We start from the raw sequence: 18,548 nt of genomic DNA on the forward strand, positions 1-18,548 counted from the left end.
CTCCGAGTTCGCATGACAGCGCGACCCGGCCCTGGGTAGCCTCTTGCCCATGCGCGGAGGACACGACGCGGAGGCCGGGGCGGCGGATCGCGCGCTCGTGCTCGTGCTGCTGGGCGCGTTCCTCCTCGTGTCGCCGGCGCGCCTGCTCTGGGCGCGCGGCCCGCTCGCGGTGGCGGCCGTCTTCGCGGTGTGGATCGCGCTGATCGCGCTCGCCTGGCTCGCGACGCGCGCCGACCGCGGCGACGCCGGCCGCGGCGACGGCGCCCGCGGCGACGCCGGCCGCGGCGACGGCGCCCGCGGCGAGCGGGAGCCGCCGCCGTGATCGACATCGGCGTCCTCCTGTTCGCCACGGTGGCCTGGCTGGCCGTGCTCGCCGCCATCGCGCTCGCCGCGCAGCGCGAGCGCATCCCCCGCGCGCTCGCGCGGCACCCGCTCGTCCTCGCCCTCTCGCTCGGCGTCTACGCCTCGTCGTGGACCTACTACGGCGGCGTCGGCTTCGCGCAGCGCCACGGGCTCGTCTTCCTCGCCGTCTACCTGGGCCCGACGCTCGCGTGCGTGGCCACGCCGCTCCTCTGGTCGCGCGTCCTCCACATCACGCGCGAGCAGCGCCTCTCCTCGCTCGCCGACCTGCTCGCGTTCCGCTTCCAGAGCCCCGCCGCCGGGGCGCTCGTCGCCGCGTTCTCCCTCGTCGCCAGCGTCCCCTACGTCGCGCAGCAGTTCCGCGCGACCGAGCAGTCGGTCCGCGTCTTGTCCGGGCCGGGGCACGAGGAGGCCGTGGGCGCCGTCTTCTGCGTGCTGCTCGCCCTCTTCACGGCGTTCTTCGGCGCCCGCCCGTCCGCCGAGCAGGGGCGCGAGGACGGCCTCGCGGCGGCGGTCGCCTTCGAGTCGGCGGCGAAGCTCGCCGTGCTCGCGGCCGTGGGCCTCATCGCCGTGCTCGGGGCGTTCGGCGGGCTGAGCGGCCTCGCGGGCTGGCTCGGCGATCACGCCACCGAGGTCGAGGCGCTCGCCCGCCCCGTGCGCGAGGACAGCGGCTGGACCTCGATGCTCGTCATCAGCTTCGCCGCGGCCTTCCTCCTGCCGCGGCAATGGCACCTGGCCTTCGCCAGCGTCGCCGGGGACCGGGCGCTCGCGAAGGCGGCCTGGGCCTTCCCGCTGTTCCTGCTCGCGCTCAACCTGCCCGTGCTGCCCATCCTCTGGGCGGGGACCCGCATCGCCCCGACCGAGCCCGCCGACAGCTACGTGCTGCTCGTGCCCCAGCTGCTCGACCTGCCCTGGCTCGCGCTCGCCGCCTTCATCGGCGGCATCTCCGCGGCGAGCGCCATGGTCATGGTCACCGCCGTCGCCCTCGCGAACGACAGCGCGACGCACCTGCTCCTGCCGCTCGCCCGCAGGACGCTGCGCCGCAACGTCTACGCGCGCGTCCTGTGGATGCGGCGCGGGCTCCTGACCGCCATCCTCGTCGGCGGGTGGCTCTTCCACCGCGCGCAACCGCACCGCGGGCTGCTCGTCGAGAGCGGCATCGTGTCGTTCATCGCCTTCGCGCAGCTCCTGCCAGGGCTCTTCGCCGTGCTCTTCTGGGAGCGCGCGACGCGCGCGGGGTTCATCGCCGGGCTCCTCGCCGGCATCGGGATCTGGACGGCCATGTGCCTCGCGCCGCTCCTGCCCGGCATGCCAGGGCTCGATCCGGCGTGGGTCGATCTCCTGCGCGAGGGCGCGGACCACGGAGGCCGCGCCGCGCGCGCGGCGTCCCCGGACACCTGGTCGCTGCCGACGTTCGTGTCGCTCGCCGTCAACGGCGCGACGCTCGGGCTCGTCTCGCTCCTGCGCCCGCCGGCCAAGGCGGAGCGCGAGGCGGCGCGCCTGTGCAGGCGGCGCGAGATCGGCCCGTCGGTGGAGCGCGCGACCGTGGCCACGAGCGTCGGCGCGCTGGAGGAGCGGCTCGCCCGGCTGCTCGGCCGCGAGGCGGCGGGCATCGAGGTCACGCGCGCCCGGATCGAGCTCGACATCCCGCGCGACGAGACGCGCCCCACCGAGCTCCACGCGCTGCAGGAGCGCCTGCACCGCAACCTGTCCCCGCTGGTCGGCCCGGTGCTCGCGAGGACGGCCGCGGAGGAGGAGGAGGCGCACGCCCCCGCGGCGGCGCCGCGTGGGACCGTGAGCGGCGCGCTCACCGAGGAGCTCCGGTGGCTCGAGCGCCGGCTCGCGCGCGGGGAGACGCGGCTCGTCGGCGCGGCGCGGGAGCTCGACCTCCTGCGGCGGTGGCTCCGCTCGGTCCTCGCGCAGCTGCCGCTCGGGGTCTGCGCCGTGGGCTCCGACGGCGCGATCAGCCTCGTCAACCGGCGCCTCGAGGCGCTCGTCGGCGTCGAGGAGCGCGACCTCGTCGGGGCGCCGCTCGACCGGCTGCCGGCCCCGTTCGCGGAGCTGTTCGCCCGCGCCGCGCGCGCGGCGTCCGCCGGCGAGGCCGGCGCGGGCGCCGAGGAGATCGAGGCGCACGTGGCCGGGCGCGCGCGCTCGCTGCGCGTGCACCGCGCCGCGCTCGACCCGCTCGACGCGCGCGCCGCCTCCGGGGGCGTGGTCTTCCTCGTCGAAGATCGCACCGAGCGGCGCGCGCTCGAGGCGCAGCTCGCCCACCGGGATCGCCTCGCCCAGATCGGCCGCCTCGCCGCGGGCGTGGCCCACGAGGTCGGCAACCCGCTCACGGGCATCGCCTGCCTCGCGCAGAACCTCCGGGCCGAGGCCGACAGCGACGAGATCCGCGCGCGGGCGGGCCTCATCCTCGGCGAGGCGGCGCGCATCGAGGCCATCCTGCGAACGCTGCTCGAGCACAGCCGCACCGGCGCCGTGCCGTCGCCCGGCGAGAGCCCGCGCGCGCGGGTCGGGCGCGTGTCGCTCGCCCAGGTGGTCGCCGAGGCCGAGCGGCTGCTCCGGCTCGACCGCGCGGCGCCGCACGTCCTCGTGGAGCAGGCCTGCCCGGAGTCGCTCGTCGTCATCGGGGATCGGCGCGAGCTCGTGCAGGTCTTCGTCAACCTGCTCGCGAACGCCCGCGACGCCTCCGGGGCCGGCGCGACCATCGCCGTCCGGGGGCGGCTCGAGGCCGGCGAGATCGTCGTCGAGGTCGAGGACCACGGCAGCGGCATCCCCGAGGAGCTCCTCGCCGCGGTGCTCGAGCCGTTCGTTACGACGAAGCGCGATCCGAGCGGCACGGGCCTCGGCCTGCCGCTCTCGCGCTCGATCGTCCAGGATCACGGCGGCACCCTCACGCTGCGGAGCGCGGTGGGGCAGGGGACGACGGTCGTCGTGCGGCTCCCGCTCGCGGGCGCGACCGGGGCGCGGCGCGGGCCCGAGGCGGCGCCATGAGCCCGTGCCTGCGCGCCGACGACGAGAGGGGCACCTGGAGCGCTGCTGGGTGTTACCGATCGTAACGGAGCGTCATCGCACGAACCGGCCTACGTGATTGGCCGGTGACGGAACGGGTATTCTCTCGGCTCTTTGCGTGATATTCGGATCCTGGAGAGCTGGAGACGGAAAAGCGGGGTGACATGGCATCGCACCACGCGTTGCCGTGCGCTGCCCGGCCTCTCGTCCTCCGCGCGCGACGGGCACGCCGTCAACGCCGTCGCGCGCGGGGGACGAGAGGCCATGAACGACACCGTGGCTCTCTCTCCACGGCTCGACGCCGGCTCTAGGCCCGACTTCAGCCCTCCCGACAAGCGCTGGAACTCCTTCGAGGAACCGCTCCCATGGCACAGACGTCTCCCGAAATCCTCGCCGTGAACCCCACGAGCAGCGCCAGCAAGGGCGCGCGTGAGGTCGTCGACAGCCGCACGCTCTGGAAGGTCATCTTCGCGTCCGCCGGCGGCACAATGATCGAGTGGTACGACTTCTACATCTTCGGGAGCCTCGCCGCGATCATCTCCACCCACTTTTTCCCGAAGGACAACCCGACAGCGGGCTTCCTGCTGACGCTGGGCACGTTCGCCACAGGCTTCGTGGTCCGTCCCTTCGGCGCGCTCGTGTTCGGGCGCATCGGCGATATCGTCGGTCGGAAGTATGCGTTCCTCGTGACCTTGCTGCTCATGGGCGGCGCGACGTCGCTCATCGGCTTCTTGCCGACGTACGACAGCATCGGGATGCTCGCTCCGATCGCGCTCGTCCTGATCCGGCTCGTGCAGGGGCTCGCGCTCGGCGGCGAGTACGGCGGCGCGGCGGTGTACGTCGCCGAGCACGCGCCCGACGAGAAGCGCGGCTTCTACACCTCGTTCATCCAGATCACGGCGACCCTCGGCCTGTTCGTCTCGCTGGCGGTGATCCTCGGGACCCGCCTGCTCCTCGGCGAGGAGGCCTTCAAGGAATGGGGCTGGCGCGTCCCGTTCCTCCTGTCGGTCCTCCTCGTCGGCGTGTCCTTCTACGTGCGTGTCCGTCTCAAGGAGTCGCCGATCTTCGCCAAGCTCAAGGCGGAGGGGAAGACGTCGTCCGCCCCCATCAAGGACAGCCTCGGCAACAAGCGCAACTGGAAGGTCATCCTGATTGCCCTCTTCGGCGCCACGGCCGGCCAGGGCGTGGTCTGGTACACGGGGCAGTTCTACGCGCTCTACTTCCTGCAGAACACGCTGAAGGTCCCGTTCATCACGGCCACGGTCGTGATCGCCGCCGCGCTCGCCCTCGGCATGCCGTTCTTCGTGTTCTTCGGCGCGCTCTCGGACCGCATCGGCCGGAAGAAGATCATGCTCGCGGGCAACCTGTTCGGCGCGATCGGGTTCTTCCCGGTGTTCTGGTTGATGAAGCAGAACGCCGACAGCCCGGTCATCCTCACCGCGCTCGTGTTCGTGCTCGTGATCTTCGTCACGATGGTCTACGGCCCGATCGCGGCCTACCTCGTCGAGGCCTTCCCCGCGAAGGTACGCTACACGTCGCTCTCGATCCCGTACCACATCGGCAACGGCGTGTTCGGCGGGATGCTGCCGCTCATCGCCTCCTCGGTGACGGTCGCGACCGGCAACATCTACGCGGGCCTCCTCTACCCGATCACGGTGGCGCTCATCACGGTGGTCGTCGGTGGGATCTACCTGAAGGAGCGGAGCGACGTCCGCATCTGGGACGAGCTCGATCAGGCGCGCGAGTCCTGACGCCAGGACGCGACGCCTCGCCGGACGGCGCGCCGCCGCGCGCCGTCGCCTCCGCCTAGCCCCGAGATGACCGAAGCGGACCGCGCTCCCGCGGGACCGCAATGCGCCCGCCGAGATCAGCGGCATCGCGTCGCAGCGCGCTCGATGCCCATCCGCGCGCCATGCGCGCTCGCGAACCCGCGTGTCGAGAACATGGATTTCTCGAACCCGCAGGGCGCCCGTCTCGGGTTCGCTCCACGACTCCCCTCCGTCTTGCCGCGTCGCCGGTACCTCGTCACCTGAGTCCGTCCCTGGTTCCGTGGTGTAGAAGAAGTTGAACCACAGAGGCACAGAGGACACAGAGAGGAGAGGACAAAGAAACTCTGTGTCCTCTCGTGAACTACGCGGTGGCGTTCGAGATGCAGGTGCCCTGAGACGCGCCGGCAGGGCGGTTCCATCCAGATCTTCGCTGCCGAGCGCGGGCAGTCAGACGTCTGACCCCGGACGGCCAGATGTCCGACCCCGGACGGCCAGATGTCCGACCCCGGACGGCCAGACGTCGAATGATGGCATTGAGGTGCGCGCCGCGTCGCTGAAGACCGGCGCCTCGGCGCGCGCCCGCGGCAGGACCACGTCCCGCGAGCGAGCGCGCGTCAGGAAAGGGACATCAAGACGATTCGAGGATGTCGAGGGCGAAGCGCCACGCCAGCGTCACGGCGACAGCGTGACGGACTTCGGGTCGAGCGCCATTTCGTAGTAGCCGTGCGGATTCCAGCTGAGCGGGACGCCGTTCTGCTTGAGCGTGCCGCCGGTGACCGTCACGCGCACGTACTTGCCCGGCGGGAAGTGGTCGGGCAGCTGCCACGTCCAGGTCGTGTCGGTGCCGGACTGAGTGCCGGCGTTGGGCTTGATCGCCTTCTGGCCGAGCCAGTAGGCGCCGACGTTGACAATGCTGTCAATCCACACGTCGCCATGAGCCTTTGTGTGCTGGACGTGCTCGATGAGGCCCGCGAGCGGGATGGCGTTATAGGCGCCGTCGCTGCCGCCGGTGAAGCCGTGGATACAGAAGGTGCGCCACTTCTTTTCCGACCGCGCGCTCGTAACCTGCTGGTCCATCGTCGACGCGGAGGCGTTGGCCGGCGGAATGTAGCTGGGAAGCGTGAACGGATCGGTCGAGTCGTTCGGGGCGATCAGAGCGTTGGACACGCCGCGGTTGATGAGGAAGCGCGTCTTGGCGATGTTCGTGTACACCGACGAGCCGTTCGGAGCCGCCATCGTGTACGGCGTGATGCCGAACGTGTCCTTGATGAATTTCGTCGCGGCGTCCGTATCGGCGCCGCCGTTGTCCTGGTCCATGTGCCGCTGCGTGTGGTTGCCGAGCTCGTGCCCGTCCATCAGCGCCTTTTTCCACACCGGATCGTTCGATTCGCTCTTGCCGGTCTGGAGGTAGAAGGTGAACGGCACGTCGAGCGCGTTCAGCGCGTCGTAGTTCCGGATCTGGCTCGAGTTCGAGTCGTCGAAGCTGTACGACACGGCGCCCGCGAAGCCGGCCCAGTCGATGACCTTGAACCCGCCGACCGCGCCGGACGGCTTTGCCACGTTGTCGGGGCCGGGGGGCGTCGGAAGGCCGGAATCGACCGGCGTTCCACCGCCCGATCCTCCACCGTCCGATCCTCCGCCGCCCGTTGCGCCGTCGCCGCCGGTGCCGGTGCTGGTGCTGGTATCGGCGCCGGTGCTCGTGCTCGCGCCGCCGGTGCCTCCGGTCGACGCCGAGGTCGTGCTGCCGGGATCGCCGGTTGTGGCGCCTCCCGTCGTGCCGCTGCCGCTCGTCGCCGGCTGGCCGCCGCTGCCGCCGGCGCCTCCGTCACCCCCACCCCCACCGTCATCGCCGCAGCCGGTGCAGTGCAGCGCGCCTAACAACAGCATCGCACCGAGCACTGGTGACGATGATGCAGTAAAATTTCTGAGATGGCGAAATTGCGATCGTTTCAGCATAGTTTAACCGCAAAGATTCCCGCAAGGCGCTCGGATGATCATGGCGCATACGGATCGACGCAGCGCATGAACCGCTTGCAGGTGGCAGGAGGGAGCGAGGGCCGCGTCGACGGAGCGCGCCGTCGACTTTTTTCCAACGACACGGCGATTGCGGGAGCGTCCCGAGCTTCGCGTCGGCATCTTGTGCAGCGCCGTGCTCGGTCTCGCTACCTCGTTCGTCGTGCCGTTGTTGTCGCATTGTCGGCGCTCGAGGTCAAGAGGCGCTGCGGCGCAGGTACTGCCGTTCGGTGCGCGGCAGCCGCCGCCAGGTCGGACGGGGGGCGAGCCTCGTCAGCCGTCCGTCCGCCGATGCGGGGTGTGCGGCGGACATCATAGCTCGCGGCGGCGCGATCGCCGGGACGCCGAGGAGAGCGCCAGCTGCGCCAGCGCCGCCGCGCAACCGCGAATCCTGGCCCGAGCGTCGATCCCGGCCGTCGTTAGAAGCTCGAGATCACCCGCAACGCGCGCACCGCGTCCACGAAGCCGAAGCCGGTGTCGAAGTCGAAGCCGGGGGCTCCGGCGACCGGCGTGGGACCGATGTCGCCTCCGAGGTTCCGCAGCCGCATGTCGTCCGCGGTGAGCCTCAGCACCGAATAAACCAGGAACGGTGGGAGGCGCTCCGAACCGATGAAGTTCGTGCCGGCCGCGATGTCGCGCGCGTGTGCGTCGAGCATCAGGGCGGCCACGGCCGCGACGTGCGGTGCAGACGCCGAAGTGCCGAAGAAGTTCGGGAACCCGTCGGGCTCGGTGCTGCCGGGGATCTCCGTTGCGAGCGTGGAGAAGAAGAACGTCGTGTTTCCGCCGTCCGGTCCGGTCACGCCGGGCTTCAGCCGTACCTGGGGTACCGGCAGGCGCCTGCCGTGATCGTCGAACAAGACCGGCGTGCCGCCCGCTGAGGAGAAGGAGTTCAGGCATGCGGGCCGGCACGCCGGTTCGAGCGGGCTGCCCCACTCCTCCGTCTGGAACCACGCCGCCGCGCCGACCGCCTCGGCGCCAGCTGCGTTCGCATGACCGTACGTCGTGGCGCTCTGAGTGTCGAACTCCTCGACGCTGAAAGTGCCATTGAGCTCGAACCACACGTATTTCATGAGCCTCGGCGCCGGGCCCGCGGACAGCTCGAGACCGATCTGGAAGTCCAGATCCTCGTCAGAGTCGTTGATGAGCACGGCGACCTCGACCGCATCCCCGCCGAGGTTGTCGGCGACGCCTGGGATCTGGCAGACGACCTGCGAGACGTCCAGGGTGCACCCCTCCACGGGCTCGCCGTTCCTGTGATAGAAGATCAGGTCCATGTCGCTCTGAGAGCCGCGCCTGCCGTTGGCCGAGATCGAGGGTTGATCCCAGTTGAACGCCATCAGCGTGGTCGAGCCCGCGCCGGCCGAGACGCGCTGCAGGTCGTCGACGCCCGCGCCCGGATCGAAGTCGTGGCGCTGCCCGCCGAGCAGACCGAATCGGCCAGAGTCGCGGAACCTCGACTCATAGGACTGGCGTGCCAGGTTGCCAGCGGCTGAGAAATACGCCACGCCATGTTTGACCACCTCGTCCACCGCGTCGGCGACCAACCCGTCCTCGAACATCGGCTCGGCGAAATAAATGATATCGTCGACGATGACCTTCGCGCCGTCCTCGGCGAGCTCCACGATCCCGGCGGCGAAGTCCTCCTCGCTGATGGCCGCCGTGTGAAAGGACAGGCTCGCTCCCGGCGCGACGTCGTGAATGATCTGCATCATGGCGCGGCCTTCATCGATGCATTCGGCGTCCTCCAGATCCTCCAGGACGTGGATATCCGAAGGCAGGTCGCCGCGGGCGATGTCTAGAGCGGCGTCGGTGAACATCTGCCCGGGTACGAGCGGCCCACGCGCACAGTCGAAGCTGTCAGACAGCACACCGACGCGGACGCCTCGGCCGTCGACCCCGAACCGCTCGCGCGCGACGTCGCTCCGCAACGAGCGATCACCTTGCGTCGTGACCCGACCTGCGCTCGTCATCGCCATCGTGGGCCTAATGAACCTCAGGCCGCTCGTCGCAGCGATGGCGTCAAGGCCCGAGATCGGGGCGCGGCCCGACACGGACTGGCCATGGACCTTCGCGTCCAGCATGCCCTGGCCGACGAGCTGCGCCGCGAGCGCCACGCCGTCGTCACCATACGCGCTGATGTAAACATAGCCGTCCCGCACGCGGAGCTCCGGGAACTTACTGTCGAACGCGATCTCACTGGAATGCGGACGCGCCGCCGCGGCTCGTTGAAGCGCGAGAAGGTGAGGCCCAAGCTTCGCGCCCGGTCCAGACATCACGTCGCGCTTGAGCTGGCCCAGCCCCTGCGCGGTCTGCTGCAGATCCGTCGCCTCCTCTTCACCGCTGGGCTCAACCATGCACCCTATCAGTGCCATCGAGAGAGCACACGCAGAGATCCCCCCGAGCTTCATTGTAATCCCCCTTGGGCGGCTTGATTCGCGGTCGCGGACGACAAGCCTCGTTCAGTTCAAGGAATGATGTTCATCCAGGGCATCTCGGTTGTGTCATCACCGCGATGACAGGCTTCGACCCCCATGATGCCGGTTCATCATCCCACCCCTTCCTCCTCGTGCAACGGGTTTTCTTCGTTGTCCAAGGCGGCACGACCGGTACGGAATCGGCTGAGCCTCTCAGCGCGTTCACCGGCAATGCGAACGTCATGCTGAGGTGTTGAGCGGTCGGTGTCCCTGCGGAGTGTGGAGTGAAGGAGGCCCCTTCGGTGACGTGATCTGCACTGCTCTTTCGATGTGGAGGAGCAAGGTAGAGCGCCGAATCGGCTCACTCCCTCTCTCGCCCTCGGTCACAGCCGAGGATCGATGGGCTCGCTCTCCAGCGCGAGCACGCCGAACACGCACTCGTGCACGCGATAGAGCGGCTCGCCCTCCACGAAGCGGTGGAGCGCCTCCAGGCCGAGCGCGTACTCCCGGAGCGCGAGCGCGCGCTTCGAGGAGACGCTGCGGCTCCGCAGCCGCGCGAGGTGCGGCGGCATCAGGTACTCCGGGCCGTAGATGATGCGCAGGTACTCCGGCCCACGGCACTTGATCGCCGGCTGGACGAGCCCGCGCGGGCCGCGGACCACCCACTCCCACGACTTGACCACCATCCCCTCGCCGCCGCGCTCGACCCGCTCGGTCCAGAAGGCCACCCCCTGCGCCTCGCTCTGCGGGTCCGAGAGGTCGACGACGCGGTGCGGGGTCGGCACGAAGAACCCCGGATCGACCTCGCAGAGCCGTCCGAGCTGCCGCAGGTGGAAGCCGTGATCCCGCGAGGCGTGCACCGCGCCCTCGCTCGCGAGCAGGTGAAACGGGGCGAGCCGGAGATCGGCGAGCGACCGCACCGGCCAGCAGTAGCGCCGGTAGGCCGCCACGTACCCGTCCATCGCCGCCTCGCGGGCCGCGTGGCGCTCGAGCAAGGGTCGCGCGCTCTCGTCGCGCGCGGCCGCCATCGAGAGCGCCCGGACCGCGGCGCCGAGCGACGCGCGGCCCGACGCGCCCACGGCGGCGTACTGCCCGCGCAAGAGGTCCTGCGCCTTCGCGGACCAGGGGAGGAGCTCCGCGTCGAGGCAGACCCAGTCGGTGCGGAGCTCGGTCCAGAGGTCCGCCCGGTCCATCGCCGCGCGCACCCGGTCGATGAGCTCCCGGCTCCGCGCCTCGTCCGGGAAGAACGGCCTGCCCGTGCGCGTGACGCACACGCCGAGCGGCCCCTCGTCGACGCGGAACCGCCGCTGCCGCGCGGCCTCGTCGCGGCACACGACGAGCACCGCGCGCGACCCCATGTGCTTCTCCTCGCACACGACGCGGCCCACGCCGTTCTGCCGGAAGTACGCGAACGCCTCGCGCGGGTGCTCGAGCAGGCCCCCGTCCTTCGCGGTCTCGCTCGGCGACATGGTCGGCGGCAGGTAGATGAGCCACCGCGGATCCACGGCGAAGCGGCTCATCGCCTCGAGCGCCGCCGCGGCGTTCTCCTCGCGGATCGTCACCATGCCGTGCACCCGCGTCCGGATCGCGCGCCGGCCCCTCACGTCGTCGATGTCGAGCCCATCGCCGGCCTGCCCGCGCGACTCGGCCCTCGGGTCGCCGCCCCCGCGCGGCGCGAGCGGCTTCTGCGGCTCGTAGTACACGCGGCGCGCCTTGACCTCGACGAGCTCGCGCTCCGGGTAGCGGAGCGCCGTGAGCGCGCCGCCGAACACGCACCCGGTGTCGATGCAGATGGTGCGGTTCTCCCACTCGGCCACGGTCGTCGGCGTGTGGCCGTAGACCACCATCGCCTTGCCGCGGTACTCCGAGGCCCAGTTGTACCGCACCGGGAGGCCGTACTCGTCGGTCTCGCCGGTGGTCTCGCCGTACAGGCAGAACTCGCGCACCGCCCCCGAGCCGCGGCCCTGGAACGCCTCCTTGACCCCCGCGTGCGCGACCGCGAGGTTGCCGTCGTCGAGCACGTAGTGGCTGACGAGCCCGTCGATGAAGTCCGCCGCCTTCGCCTTGAACTCGTCCGTCTCCACCTCGAGCTGCGCGAGCGTCAGCTCGAGGCCGTGGGTCGCCCGCACGTCGCGGCCCCGCAGCTTCTTGAGCAGCTTCACGTCGTGGTTGCCGGGCACGCAGATCGCCGCGCCCGCCTCGACCATGCCCATCGCGAGGCGCAGCACGTCGGGCGAGCGCGGCCCGCGGTCCACGAGGTCGCCGAGGAAGAGCGCGCGCCGGCCCTCGGGGTGCGACGCGCGCGGCGCGTCCGGCAGCCCCTCCAGGCGGTAGCCGAGCGCCTCGAGCAGCTCGACGAGCTCGTCGAAGCAGCCGTGGACGTCGCCGATGATGTCGAACGGCCCGTGATCGTCGCGGCGATCGGTCCACAGGCGCTGCCGCTCGATCGTGGCCGCCGCGACCTCCTCGGGCGAGGAGAGCACGTGCACGTAGCGGAAGCCCTCGCGCCGGAGCTCCCGGAGCGAGCGGCGGAGCTCGCGGCTCTGGCCCCGCACCACGTGCGGGCCGAACTGCCGGTCCGGGCGGCCGGCGTTGCGCGCGCGGCAGAGCTTCTCGGGCAGGTCGAGCACGATGGCGACCGGCAGCACGTGGTGCTCGCGCGCGAGCGCCACGAGCGGCCTGCGCGCGTCGGGCTGCACGTTTGTCGCGTCGACGACGGCGAGCCGCCCGGCCGCGAGCCGCTTGCCCGCGATGAAGCGCAGGACCTCGAACGCGTCCGCGCTGGCGGCCTGGTCGTTCTCGTCGTCGGACACGACGCCGCGGTAGTGGTCGGACGAGAGGATCTCGGTCGGCTTGAAGTGCGCCCTCGCGAACGTGCTCTTGCCGGAGCCGGACGCGCCGACGAGCACGACCAGCGAGAGCGAGGGGACGACGAGGGGCTTCGGCTCGCTCACGACGCCACCTCCGCCGTCGGTGCCGCGGCGCCGCCCGTGTCGTCCGCGCCGCCGGCGCCGCCCTCGCCGGCCGCGCGCGTGAAGATCGCCATCTGCGTCGGCGCGCCGAGCGACGGATCCATCGGGCCGATGGGCAGGTGCTCGACGGCGTAGCCGTGCGCCGCCGCGACCTCCGCGCAGAAGGTGTGAAACTCGGCGCGCGTCCACTCGAAGCGGTGGTCGCCGTGGCGGAGCGCGCCGGGCGGCAGCCCCTCGAACCGCACGTTGTACTCGGCGTTCGGCGTGGTCACGACGACGACGCGCGGCCGCGCGTGCTCGAAGACGGCGCGGGTGAGCGCGCCGAGGCGCGAGAGGTCCACGTGCTCGATGACCTCGACGAGGGTCACGGCGTCGTGGCCCGAGAAGCGCGCGTCGCGGTACGTGACCGACGCCTGGAAGAGCTGGATCCGCCGCTTCTGCTTGTCGGGGAGGTCGTCGAGGCGGAGCCGGTTCCTGGCGATCTCGAGGCTGCGCATCGAGACGTCGGCGCCGGCGACGCGCTCGAAGACGCGCTCGTCGACGAGCCGCTTCAGCAGCTTGCCCTCGCCGCAGCCGAGGTCGAGCACGCTCCTCGCCTCGGCCCGGCGGAGCGCCGCGACGACGGCCGCGCGCCGCTCCTCGTCGAGGCTCATCCGCGCCTCGGCCCTGTCCTCGGGCGCGGCCTTCTCGTCCTCGGCCTCCTCGGGGCTCGCCGCCTCGTCGGCCACGAGCCGGGCGAGCGCAGCGCGGAAGAGCGGCCGGCTATGCTTGAGGTAGCGGAGCGCGATCGCCTCGCGCTCGGGGTGCTCCGCGAGCCAGCCCTCGCCCTTGGCGAGGAGGTTGTCGACCTCGGCGTCGCCCACGTAGTAGTGCTTCTTGTCGTCGAGCACGGGCACGAGCACGTAGAGGTGCGCGAGCAGCTCCCGGAGCCGGCACGTCCTCGCGAGCGAGACGCGCAGGTAGGCGCTCTGGCCCCACTCCGGGAACGTCTCGTCGAGCGGGAGGCGCTCGGCCGCGACCTCGTAGCCGAGCGGCTCGAAGAGCCGCCGGAGCAGCGCCTCGCCGCCGCGGCACGGCAGCGCCGAGAGGGTGGCGGAGAGGGGGAGCGGCACGTCGGCGAGCTCCGGGCGGTCGCGGCACTTGCCGCCGAGCGCCGAGCCGAAGACCTGCGCGATCGCCACCGAGAGGAACGACGAGCCGACATAGGGCCGGTCGTTGACGTACTGCGCGAGCGTGCCCGGCTCGCCCGCGCCGCGCCCGCGCACGAGGTCCACGGGGTCGACGTCGAGCAGGAGCGCCGCGGTGCACCGGTCCTCGGTCGCCTCCGGATAGAACACGTGCGCCTTGCCGAACGAGAGCGCGAACGACTGCGTGTGCGCCGGGTTCTTGACGAGCAGGTAGCCGAGATCGGTCGCCGGCCTGTGCGTGGTGGTGAGCGTGAGGAGCATCGGGGGCCGCAGTCTACGTGAGCGGGGCAACTCGCGACAATCGCGGTCGCGCGGCGCTCGCCGCGCAGCGCGCGCCGCGCCCGGGCGCGGCAGACAGGGGATCTCCCCAGCTCGGTTGGCTGAAGTCGAGTGCTCGCGGAGGAGACGGTGGTGATGTGGGCGCTCGTGGGGCGCGATGTGGGGAATCGACGCCTGTGCAGGTGCTTTGCCAGAGGTGAAATGTTCGATGAAACAGCGGCCTTCTTCGCTCGGGGGAGATCATTCCAGAGTGCTTGTCTGCCAAAATGATTTTTCTGCGTGTTCGAGCGATGGCGAGCTCATGAGTTTGCATTCATGAAGATGCTGCCGGTCGCGCTCTCTCGGCGCGCCGATGACGTGGAGACTCAGGATGCGATCTTTGGCTTATGGATCTGCTGTCGCGCTATCTTTCTTTGGCCTCTTCGCCGCCGCGTGCACCGCCGAGGTGCCGGGCGAGGAGGAGGTCGCGGGGGACCTCACCAGCGCCGTGGTGACGACCGACGGGCTCGGGGTCGCGGCGCTGACGAGGTCGTCCGACTGGGGCAGCGGCTACTGCGTGAACGTGAACGTCGTGAACGAGGGGATCACGCCGGTGACGTCGTGGACCGTCGTGATCGATCTCAAGCAGTCCTCGGTGACCAGCCTGTGGGGGGGCCAGTCGAGCCGGAGCGGCTCGATCCTGACGGTGACCCCGCCTTCCGGTAACGCGCCGATCCCGGTGGGCGGCTTGACCAGCTTCGGGTTCTGCGGGAACGCGACCGGGGGCGACTACCGACCGGTGATGGTGTCCATGACCCAGACCGGCGCGACCGGCTCGGGTCAGACGACGGGCTCGGGTCAGACGACCGGCTCGGGGGCCACGACCGGCGCCGGCGGCTCGGGCGCGGGCGGGGCAGGGGGGAGCGGTGGGGGCGCGACGACCGGCGCCGGCGACAGCTCCGACGGCGGCGGCACCTGCTCGATCCCGCTCCCGAGCTACGAGGACGGCGACGGATCGGCGACGTGGTACACGCTCAGCCAGGGCTCGGGCGCGGTGAACTGCAGCTTCCCGGTCCTCGGGCGCAGCCCGGACCGGATTGCGCACGTGGCGACCGGCGGAGGCCGGTATTTCGCGGCCATGAACACGGCCGACTACGACACCGCGGCCGCGTGCGGAGCGTGCGTGGAGGTGAGCCGCGACGACGGGCGGAAGGTCGTGGCGACGGTCGTCGATCAGTGCCCGATCGGCAGCAACCCGAAGTGCACGGCCGGGCACATCGATCTGAGCAAGGAGGCCTTTCAGCAGATCGGGTCGACCGAGGAGGGCTATCTCGGGACCGGTAACGGCGGGGCGAGGGGCAAGATCTCCTGGAAGTACGTCCCGTGCCCGGTCGAGGGGAACCTCTCCATCTCGCTCAAGGAGCAGAACAGCTGGTGGAACGAGTTCCGCGTGCAGGGCCATCGCAACCCGATCGAGCGGGTCGAGGTCCAGCTCGGCGGGACGTGGAGGGAGGCCACGCGGCAGTACTACAATTACTGGCGCGTCGGCAACGGCAACATGACGCCAGGGCCGTGGCGCGTGCGCGTGACCGACGTCTTCGGCGAGACGATCGAGACAACGGTCCAGGTCAGCACGGCCGAGCAGACAGCGTCCTCCCAGTTCTCGACGTGCGAGTGAGCCGGCCGCTCTCCGGTCCGCTCCAGCCCTCGCCACCGCTGCTCCGGCCTCACCCCCGAGGGGCTGTCACGGACGTGCGCGCCTGCGCGAATCCCAGATTGACGTCTTGGCCGGATCGGTGCCAGTCGCGGCGTGCCCGTCGGGGGCGACGCGTGGCGGGCTGAGCCGGTACACTCCGGCAGACGGGCACGCGAGCTCGTGGACTCGGAGGATTTATGAGCACAAGCTCTCAGCTTTCGGGCGAGAAGATCCGCGTCGACGTCGGGGGAATGCCGATCGAATGGGATGTCGACAGCGGCCAGTGTACCTGGGCCGGTGTTCCCTCGGTGTCCATGTTCGTGCCGAGCAGCGTGCTCGGGCTGATGTCCGGCTTCCAGCGGATGGCGGGGACCGAGCGCTTCAACCTCGCCGTGGAGAGCGGGGGGCGGCTCAGCATCGAGGACGACTGGACGTTCCTCTCCGGCTACCCGACATTCGAGGAGGGCTTCAGGGCGCTCGGCATCGGGGCGGCCACCGCGGGCTGGGGCCGGTGGCAGGCGGTCTCGGTGGACCGGGAGCGGAAGGAGGCGCGCTTTCGCGTGGTGAACGGGTGGGAGGCGCTCTACCAGAAGGAGCTGGATGTCTGCTGGGGGAGCAGCATGATGGCGGGCAAGCTTGCGGGATTCTGCACGAGGCTGTTCGGGCAGGAGTGCGAGGTCGAGCAAACGTCGTTCGCCGCGCGGGGCGATCTCCACGACGAGTTCACGGTGCGCCGCGCGACGATCACCCTGGAGGAGCGGCTGCAGCGCCTGCTCGACGAGGAGCTGGCGACGAAGACGGATCTGGCCATCGCGCTGCACAAGCTGAAACGCGAGGTCGAGGAGCGGGTCCGCATCGCCGAGGAGCTCCAGAAGACCGAGCAGGAGCTCCGCGAGAAGCTGTCGTTGATCGAGCGGCAGCAGCGCGAGCTGCGCGCGCTCGCCACCCCGATCCTCCAGGTGTGGGACGGCGTGCTGACGGTCCCCTTGATCGGCACGCTCGACGGCGTGAGGGCCGGGGTGATCACGGAGGAGCTGCTCGACGCGATCGTCCGGACGGGCGCCCGCTATGCGATCCTCGACATGACCGGCGTCGACGGCATCGATGAGGCGACCGCCGACCATGTGATCCGGATCGTGCGCGCGGTCGGGCTGCTCGGCGCCAAGGGGGTCATCACCGGCGTGCGCCCCGCTGTGGCGGTGCTGATGACGTCGCTCGGCCTCGACATGTCCGCCGTCGCCACGCAGCGGAACCTCCGCGAGGGGCTGCGGATGTGCATCCGGTCGCTGGCCGGCGCGACCGCTGGGGGGAGCGGCGGCAGGTAAGCCTGGGGCGGTGGAACCGCTCGGCGAGGACCGAGAACACCCTGGGGAAGGCGGTGGAACCGCTCGGCGAGGACCGAGAACACCCTGGGGAAGGCGGTGGAACCGCTCGGCGAGGACCGAGAACACCCTGGGGAAGGCGGTGGAACCGCTCGGCGAGGACCGAGAACCCCCTGGGGAGGGCGGTGGAACCGCCCCAGGAGCACCGGATCCGTGATGGGGAGGCGGTCTGATGGAGAGCTACCGGTCAGCCGGCGCCGCCCGCACCGCCCGCGCCGCCGATACCGCCCGCACCGCCCGCGCCGCCGATACCGCCCGTACCGCCCGCGCCGCCGATACCGCCCGTACCGCCCGCGCCGCCGATACCGCCCGTACCGCCCGCGCCGCCGATACCGCCCGCACCACTGGTGCCGCCCGCGCCGCCCGTGCCTGAATTGCTCAGCGGGTATCTTTCGTCGAGGCACAGCCGGCCTTGAGGCGTCACCGTGCAGACCTCGCCTTCTTCCGTGCATTGCCTCTGGCCCCGCGGGCAAGCCGTCGGTCCGAAGAAGCAAAAGCCGTTGCCGTCCAGCCCCACGAACCCGCACGAGGCGTGCGGCATCGGGCAATCGCCGTGGCTCGTGCACGCCTTGGCGCAGGCACCGGCGTCGCCGATGCCGGGATCGTCCGTCAGCGGGTAGGCGCACAGACCGCTCTCCTGCCCTCCGCAGTCCTCGTTCGCGACGTCCCCGCCGAGCGCGCACAGCCCGGCGCAAACGGCGAACGACGCGCTGAAGCGGATGCACCACCCCGCGCAGGGATCCGTGCCCTCGTCCCCGACCTTGCACGCTGAGCCCGCAGGGAGCCCGGCCGTCGGCTCGTCGACGCAAAGGTTGATCCGGGGGTCGCACACGCGGCCGGCACACTGGCTGTCCGAGCCGCAGCCAGGCATGCACACGGTCACATCCTCACCGATGCTGTCACAGCGAAGGTCCTCGCGGCCGTGGCACTTCGCCGGATCGAGCTCGTCGACGATGCTGACGAAGGGGGGGTCTCCCAGGGGGCAGCCCAGAAGACAGATGCCTTCGAGGCACACGCTGCCCTCGCCCTCACAATCGCCGTCTGCTGCGCACGACGTCGTGCAGTACCCGCCCGCCGGCCCTCCGCCGAAGAACTCGTTGCCCGATTCGGAGAGGCAAAGGCCGCGCGGGCCGCAGTCGGCGTCCACCTCGCACCGAGCGCCGAGCCCCCCATTGCCGCCGCCGTCACCGCCGTCACCGCCGCTGCCGCCGTCACCGCCGCTGCCGCCGTCACCGCCGCTGCCGCCGTCACCGCCGCTGCCGCCGTCACCGCCGCTGCCGCCGTCACCGCCGCTGCCGCCGGCACCGTTGCCGCCGTCGCCGCCCACGCCCGAGCTGGCGCTCCCGGAGACGGAGCTCGTGCTCGGCGAGCTCGCTCCCGAGCCGTCCTCCGCGTCGTCAGAGCAACCGAGGAGCCCTGTCGAAAAGGCGAGCGTGGCGAGAAAAACGGCCGAAAGTGTTCGCGTTTTCATCGATGTCTCCC

Annotated in this window: 10 protein-coding genes; 5 read left to right on the forward strand and 5 right to left on the reverse strand. The window is 71.0% G+C overall.

All coding sequences use genetic code 11. From position 1 onward, the window contains the following. The first annotated feature begins 49 nt into the window (after positions 1-49). From WMF17_RS14065 to WMF17_RS14075, 3 genes are all read left to right on the forward strand, one after another. The gene (locus tag WMF17_RS14065; RefSeq protein ID WP_437649931.1) at positions 50-322 is read left to right on the forward strand and encodes a hypothetical protein; all 273 of its coding nucleotides are present in this window, start codon (positions 50-52) and stop codon (positions 320-322) included. Beyond that, a complete protein-coding gene (locus WMF17_RS14070) occupies positions 319-3,357 on the forward strand; it encodes an ATP-binding protein (RefSeq protein ID WP_437649933.1) in 3,039 nt (1,012 codons plus the stop codon). Before WMF17_RS14065 ends, WMF17_RS14070 begins: the two co-directional genes overlap by 4 nt. 383 nt (positions 3,358-3,740) lie before the next feature. After that, a complete protein-coding gene (locus WMF17_RS14075; protein ID WP_437649935.1) occupies positions 3,741-5,126 on the forward strand; it encodes an MFS transporter in 1,386 nt (461 codons plus the stop codon). 690 nt (positions 5,127-5,816) lie between these two features. Here WMF17_RS14075 and WMF17_RS14080 read toward each other — a convergent pair. From WMF17_RS14080 to WMF17_RS14095, 4 genes are all read right to left on the reverse strand, one after another. Beyond that, positions 5,817-7,100 carry a polysaccharide deacetylase family protein gene (locus tag WMF17_RS14080; protein WP_437649937.1) on the reverse strand — a complete coding sequence of 428 codons (1,284 nt, stop codon included), beginning with the start codon at positions 7,098-7,100 and terminating at the stop codon, positions 5,817-5,819. Between the two features lie 476 nt (positions 7,101-7,576). After that, positions 7,577-9,565 carry a S8 family peptidase gene (locus tag WMF17_RS14085; RefSeq protein ID WP_437649939.1) on the reverse strand — a complete coding sequence of 663 codons (1,989 nt, stop codon included), beginning with the start codon at positions 9,563-9,565 and terminating at the stop codon, positions 7,577-7,579. A 389-nt stretch (positions 9,566-9,954) separates the two neighbouring features. Further along, positions 9,955-12,525: a polynucleotide kinase-phosphatase gene (locus tag WMF17_RS14090; protein ID WP_437649941.1), complete on the reverse strand. Its 2,571-nt coding sequence runs from the start codon at positions 12,523-12,525 to the stop codon at positions 9,955-9,957. Continuing rightward, entirely contained in the window at positions 12,522-13,991 is a 1,470-nt protein-coding gene (locus tag WMF17_RS14095; RefSeq protein WP_437649943.1) for a 3' terminal RNA ribose 2'-O-methyltransferase Hen1, read from the reverse strand. Before WMF17_RS14095 ends, WMF17_RS14090 begins: the two co-directional genes overlap by 4 nt. Positions 13,992-14,379: 388 nt before the next feature. Between WMF17_RS14095 and WMF17_RS14100 the strand changes: the two genes are divergently transcribed. Continuing rightward, entirely contained in the window at positions 14,380-15,666 is a 1,287-nt protein-coding gene (locus WMF17_RS14100; RefSeq protein ID WP_437649945.1) for an expansin EXLX1 family cellulose-binding protein, read from the forward strand. A gap of 215 nt (positions 15,667-15,881) precedes the next feature. Then, complete coding sequence (locus WMF17_RS14105; RefSeq protein ID WP_437602564.1) at positions 15,882-17,009, forward strand: STAS domain-containing protein; 1,128 nt, start codon at positions 15,882-15,884, stop codon at positions 17,007-17,009. Between the two features lie 244 nt (positions 17,010-17,253). Here the strand turns inward: WMF17_RS14105 and WMF17_RS14110 are convergent, their stop codons facing one another. Beyond that, positions 17,254-18,537 carry a hypothetical protein gene (locus WMF17_RS14110; RefSeq protein ID WP_437649947.1) on the reverse strand — a complete coding sequence of 428 codons (1,284 nt, stop codon included), beginning with the start codon at positions 18,535-18,537 and terminating at the stop codon, positions 17,254-17,256. Positions 18,538-18,548: the final 11 nt, after the last annotated feature.

Origin of the sequence: Sorangium sp. So ce362 (assembly GCF_051519845.1) — a bacterium.
GTDB lineage: Bacteria > Myxococcota_A > Polyangia > Polyangiales > Polyangiaceae > Sorangium.

Coding starts and splice junctions, on each gene's coding strand:
- WMF17_RS14065 (WP_437649931.1), top strand. CDS start 50: ATGCGCGGAGGACACGACGCGGAGGCCGGGGCGGCGGATCGCGCGCTC.
- WMF17_RS14075 (WP_437649935.1), top strand. CDS start 3,741: ATGGCACAGACGTCTCCCGAAATCCTCGCCGTGAACCCCACGAGCAGC.
- WMF17_RS14080 (WP_437649937.1), bottom strand. CDS start 7,100: ATGCTGAAACGATCGCAATTTCGCCATCTCAGAAATTTTACTGCATCA.
- WMF17_RS14085 (WP_437649939.1), bottom strand. CDS start 9,565: ATGAAGCTCGGGGGGATCTCTGCGTGTGCTCTCTCGATGGCACTGATA.
- WMF17_RS14095 (WP_437649943.1), bottom strand. CDS start 13,991: ATGCTCCTCACGCTCACCACCACGCACAGGCCGGCGACCGATCTCGGC.
- WMF17_RS14100 (WP_437649945.1), top strand. CDS start 14,380: ATGCGATCTTTGGCTTATGGATCTGCTGTCGCGCTATCTTTCTTTGGC.
- WMF17_RS14105 (WP_437602564.1), top strand. CDS start 15,882: ATGAGCACAAGCTCTCAGCTTTCGGGCGAGAAGATCCGCGTCGACGTC.
- WMF17_RS14110 (WP_437649947.1), bottom strand. CDS start 18,537: ATGAAAACGCGAACACTTTCGGCCGTTTTTCTCGCCACGCTCGCCTTT.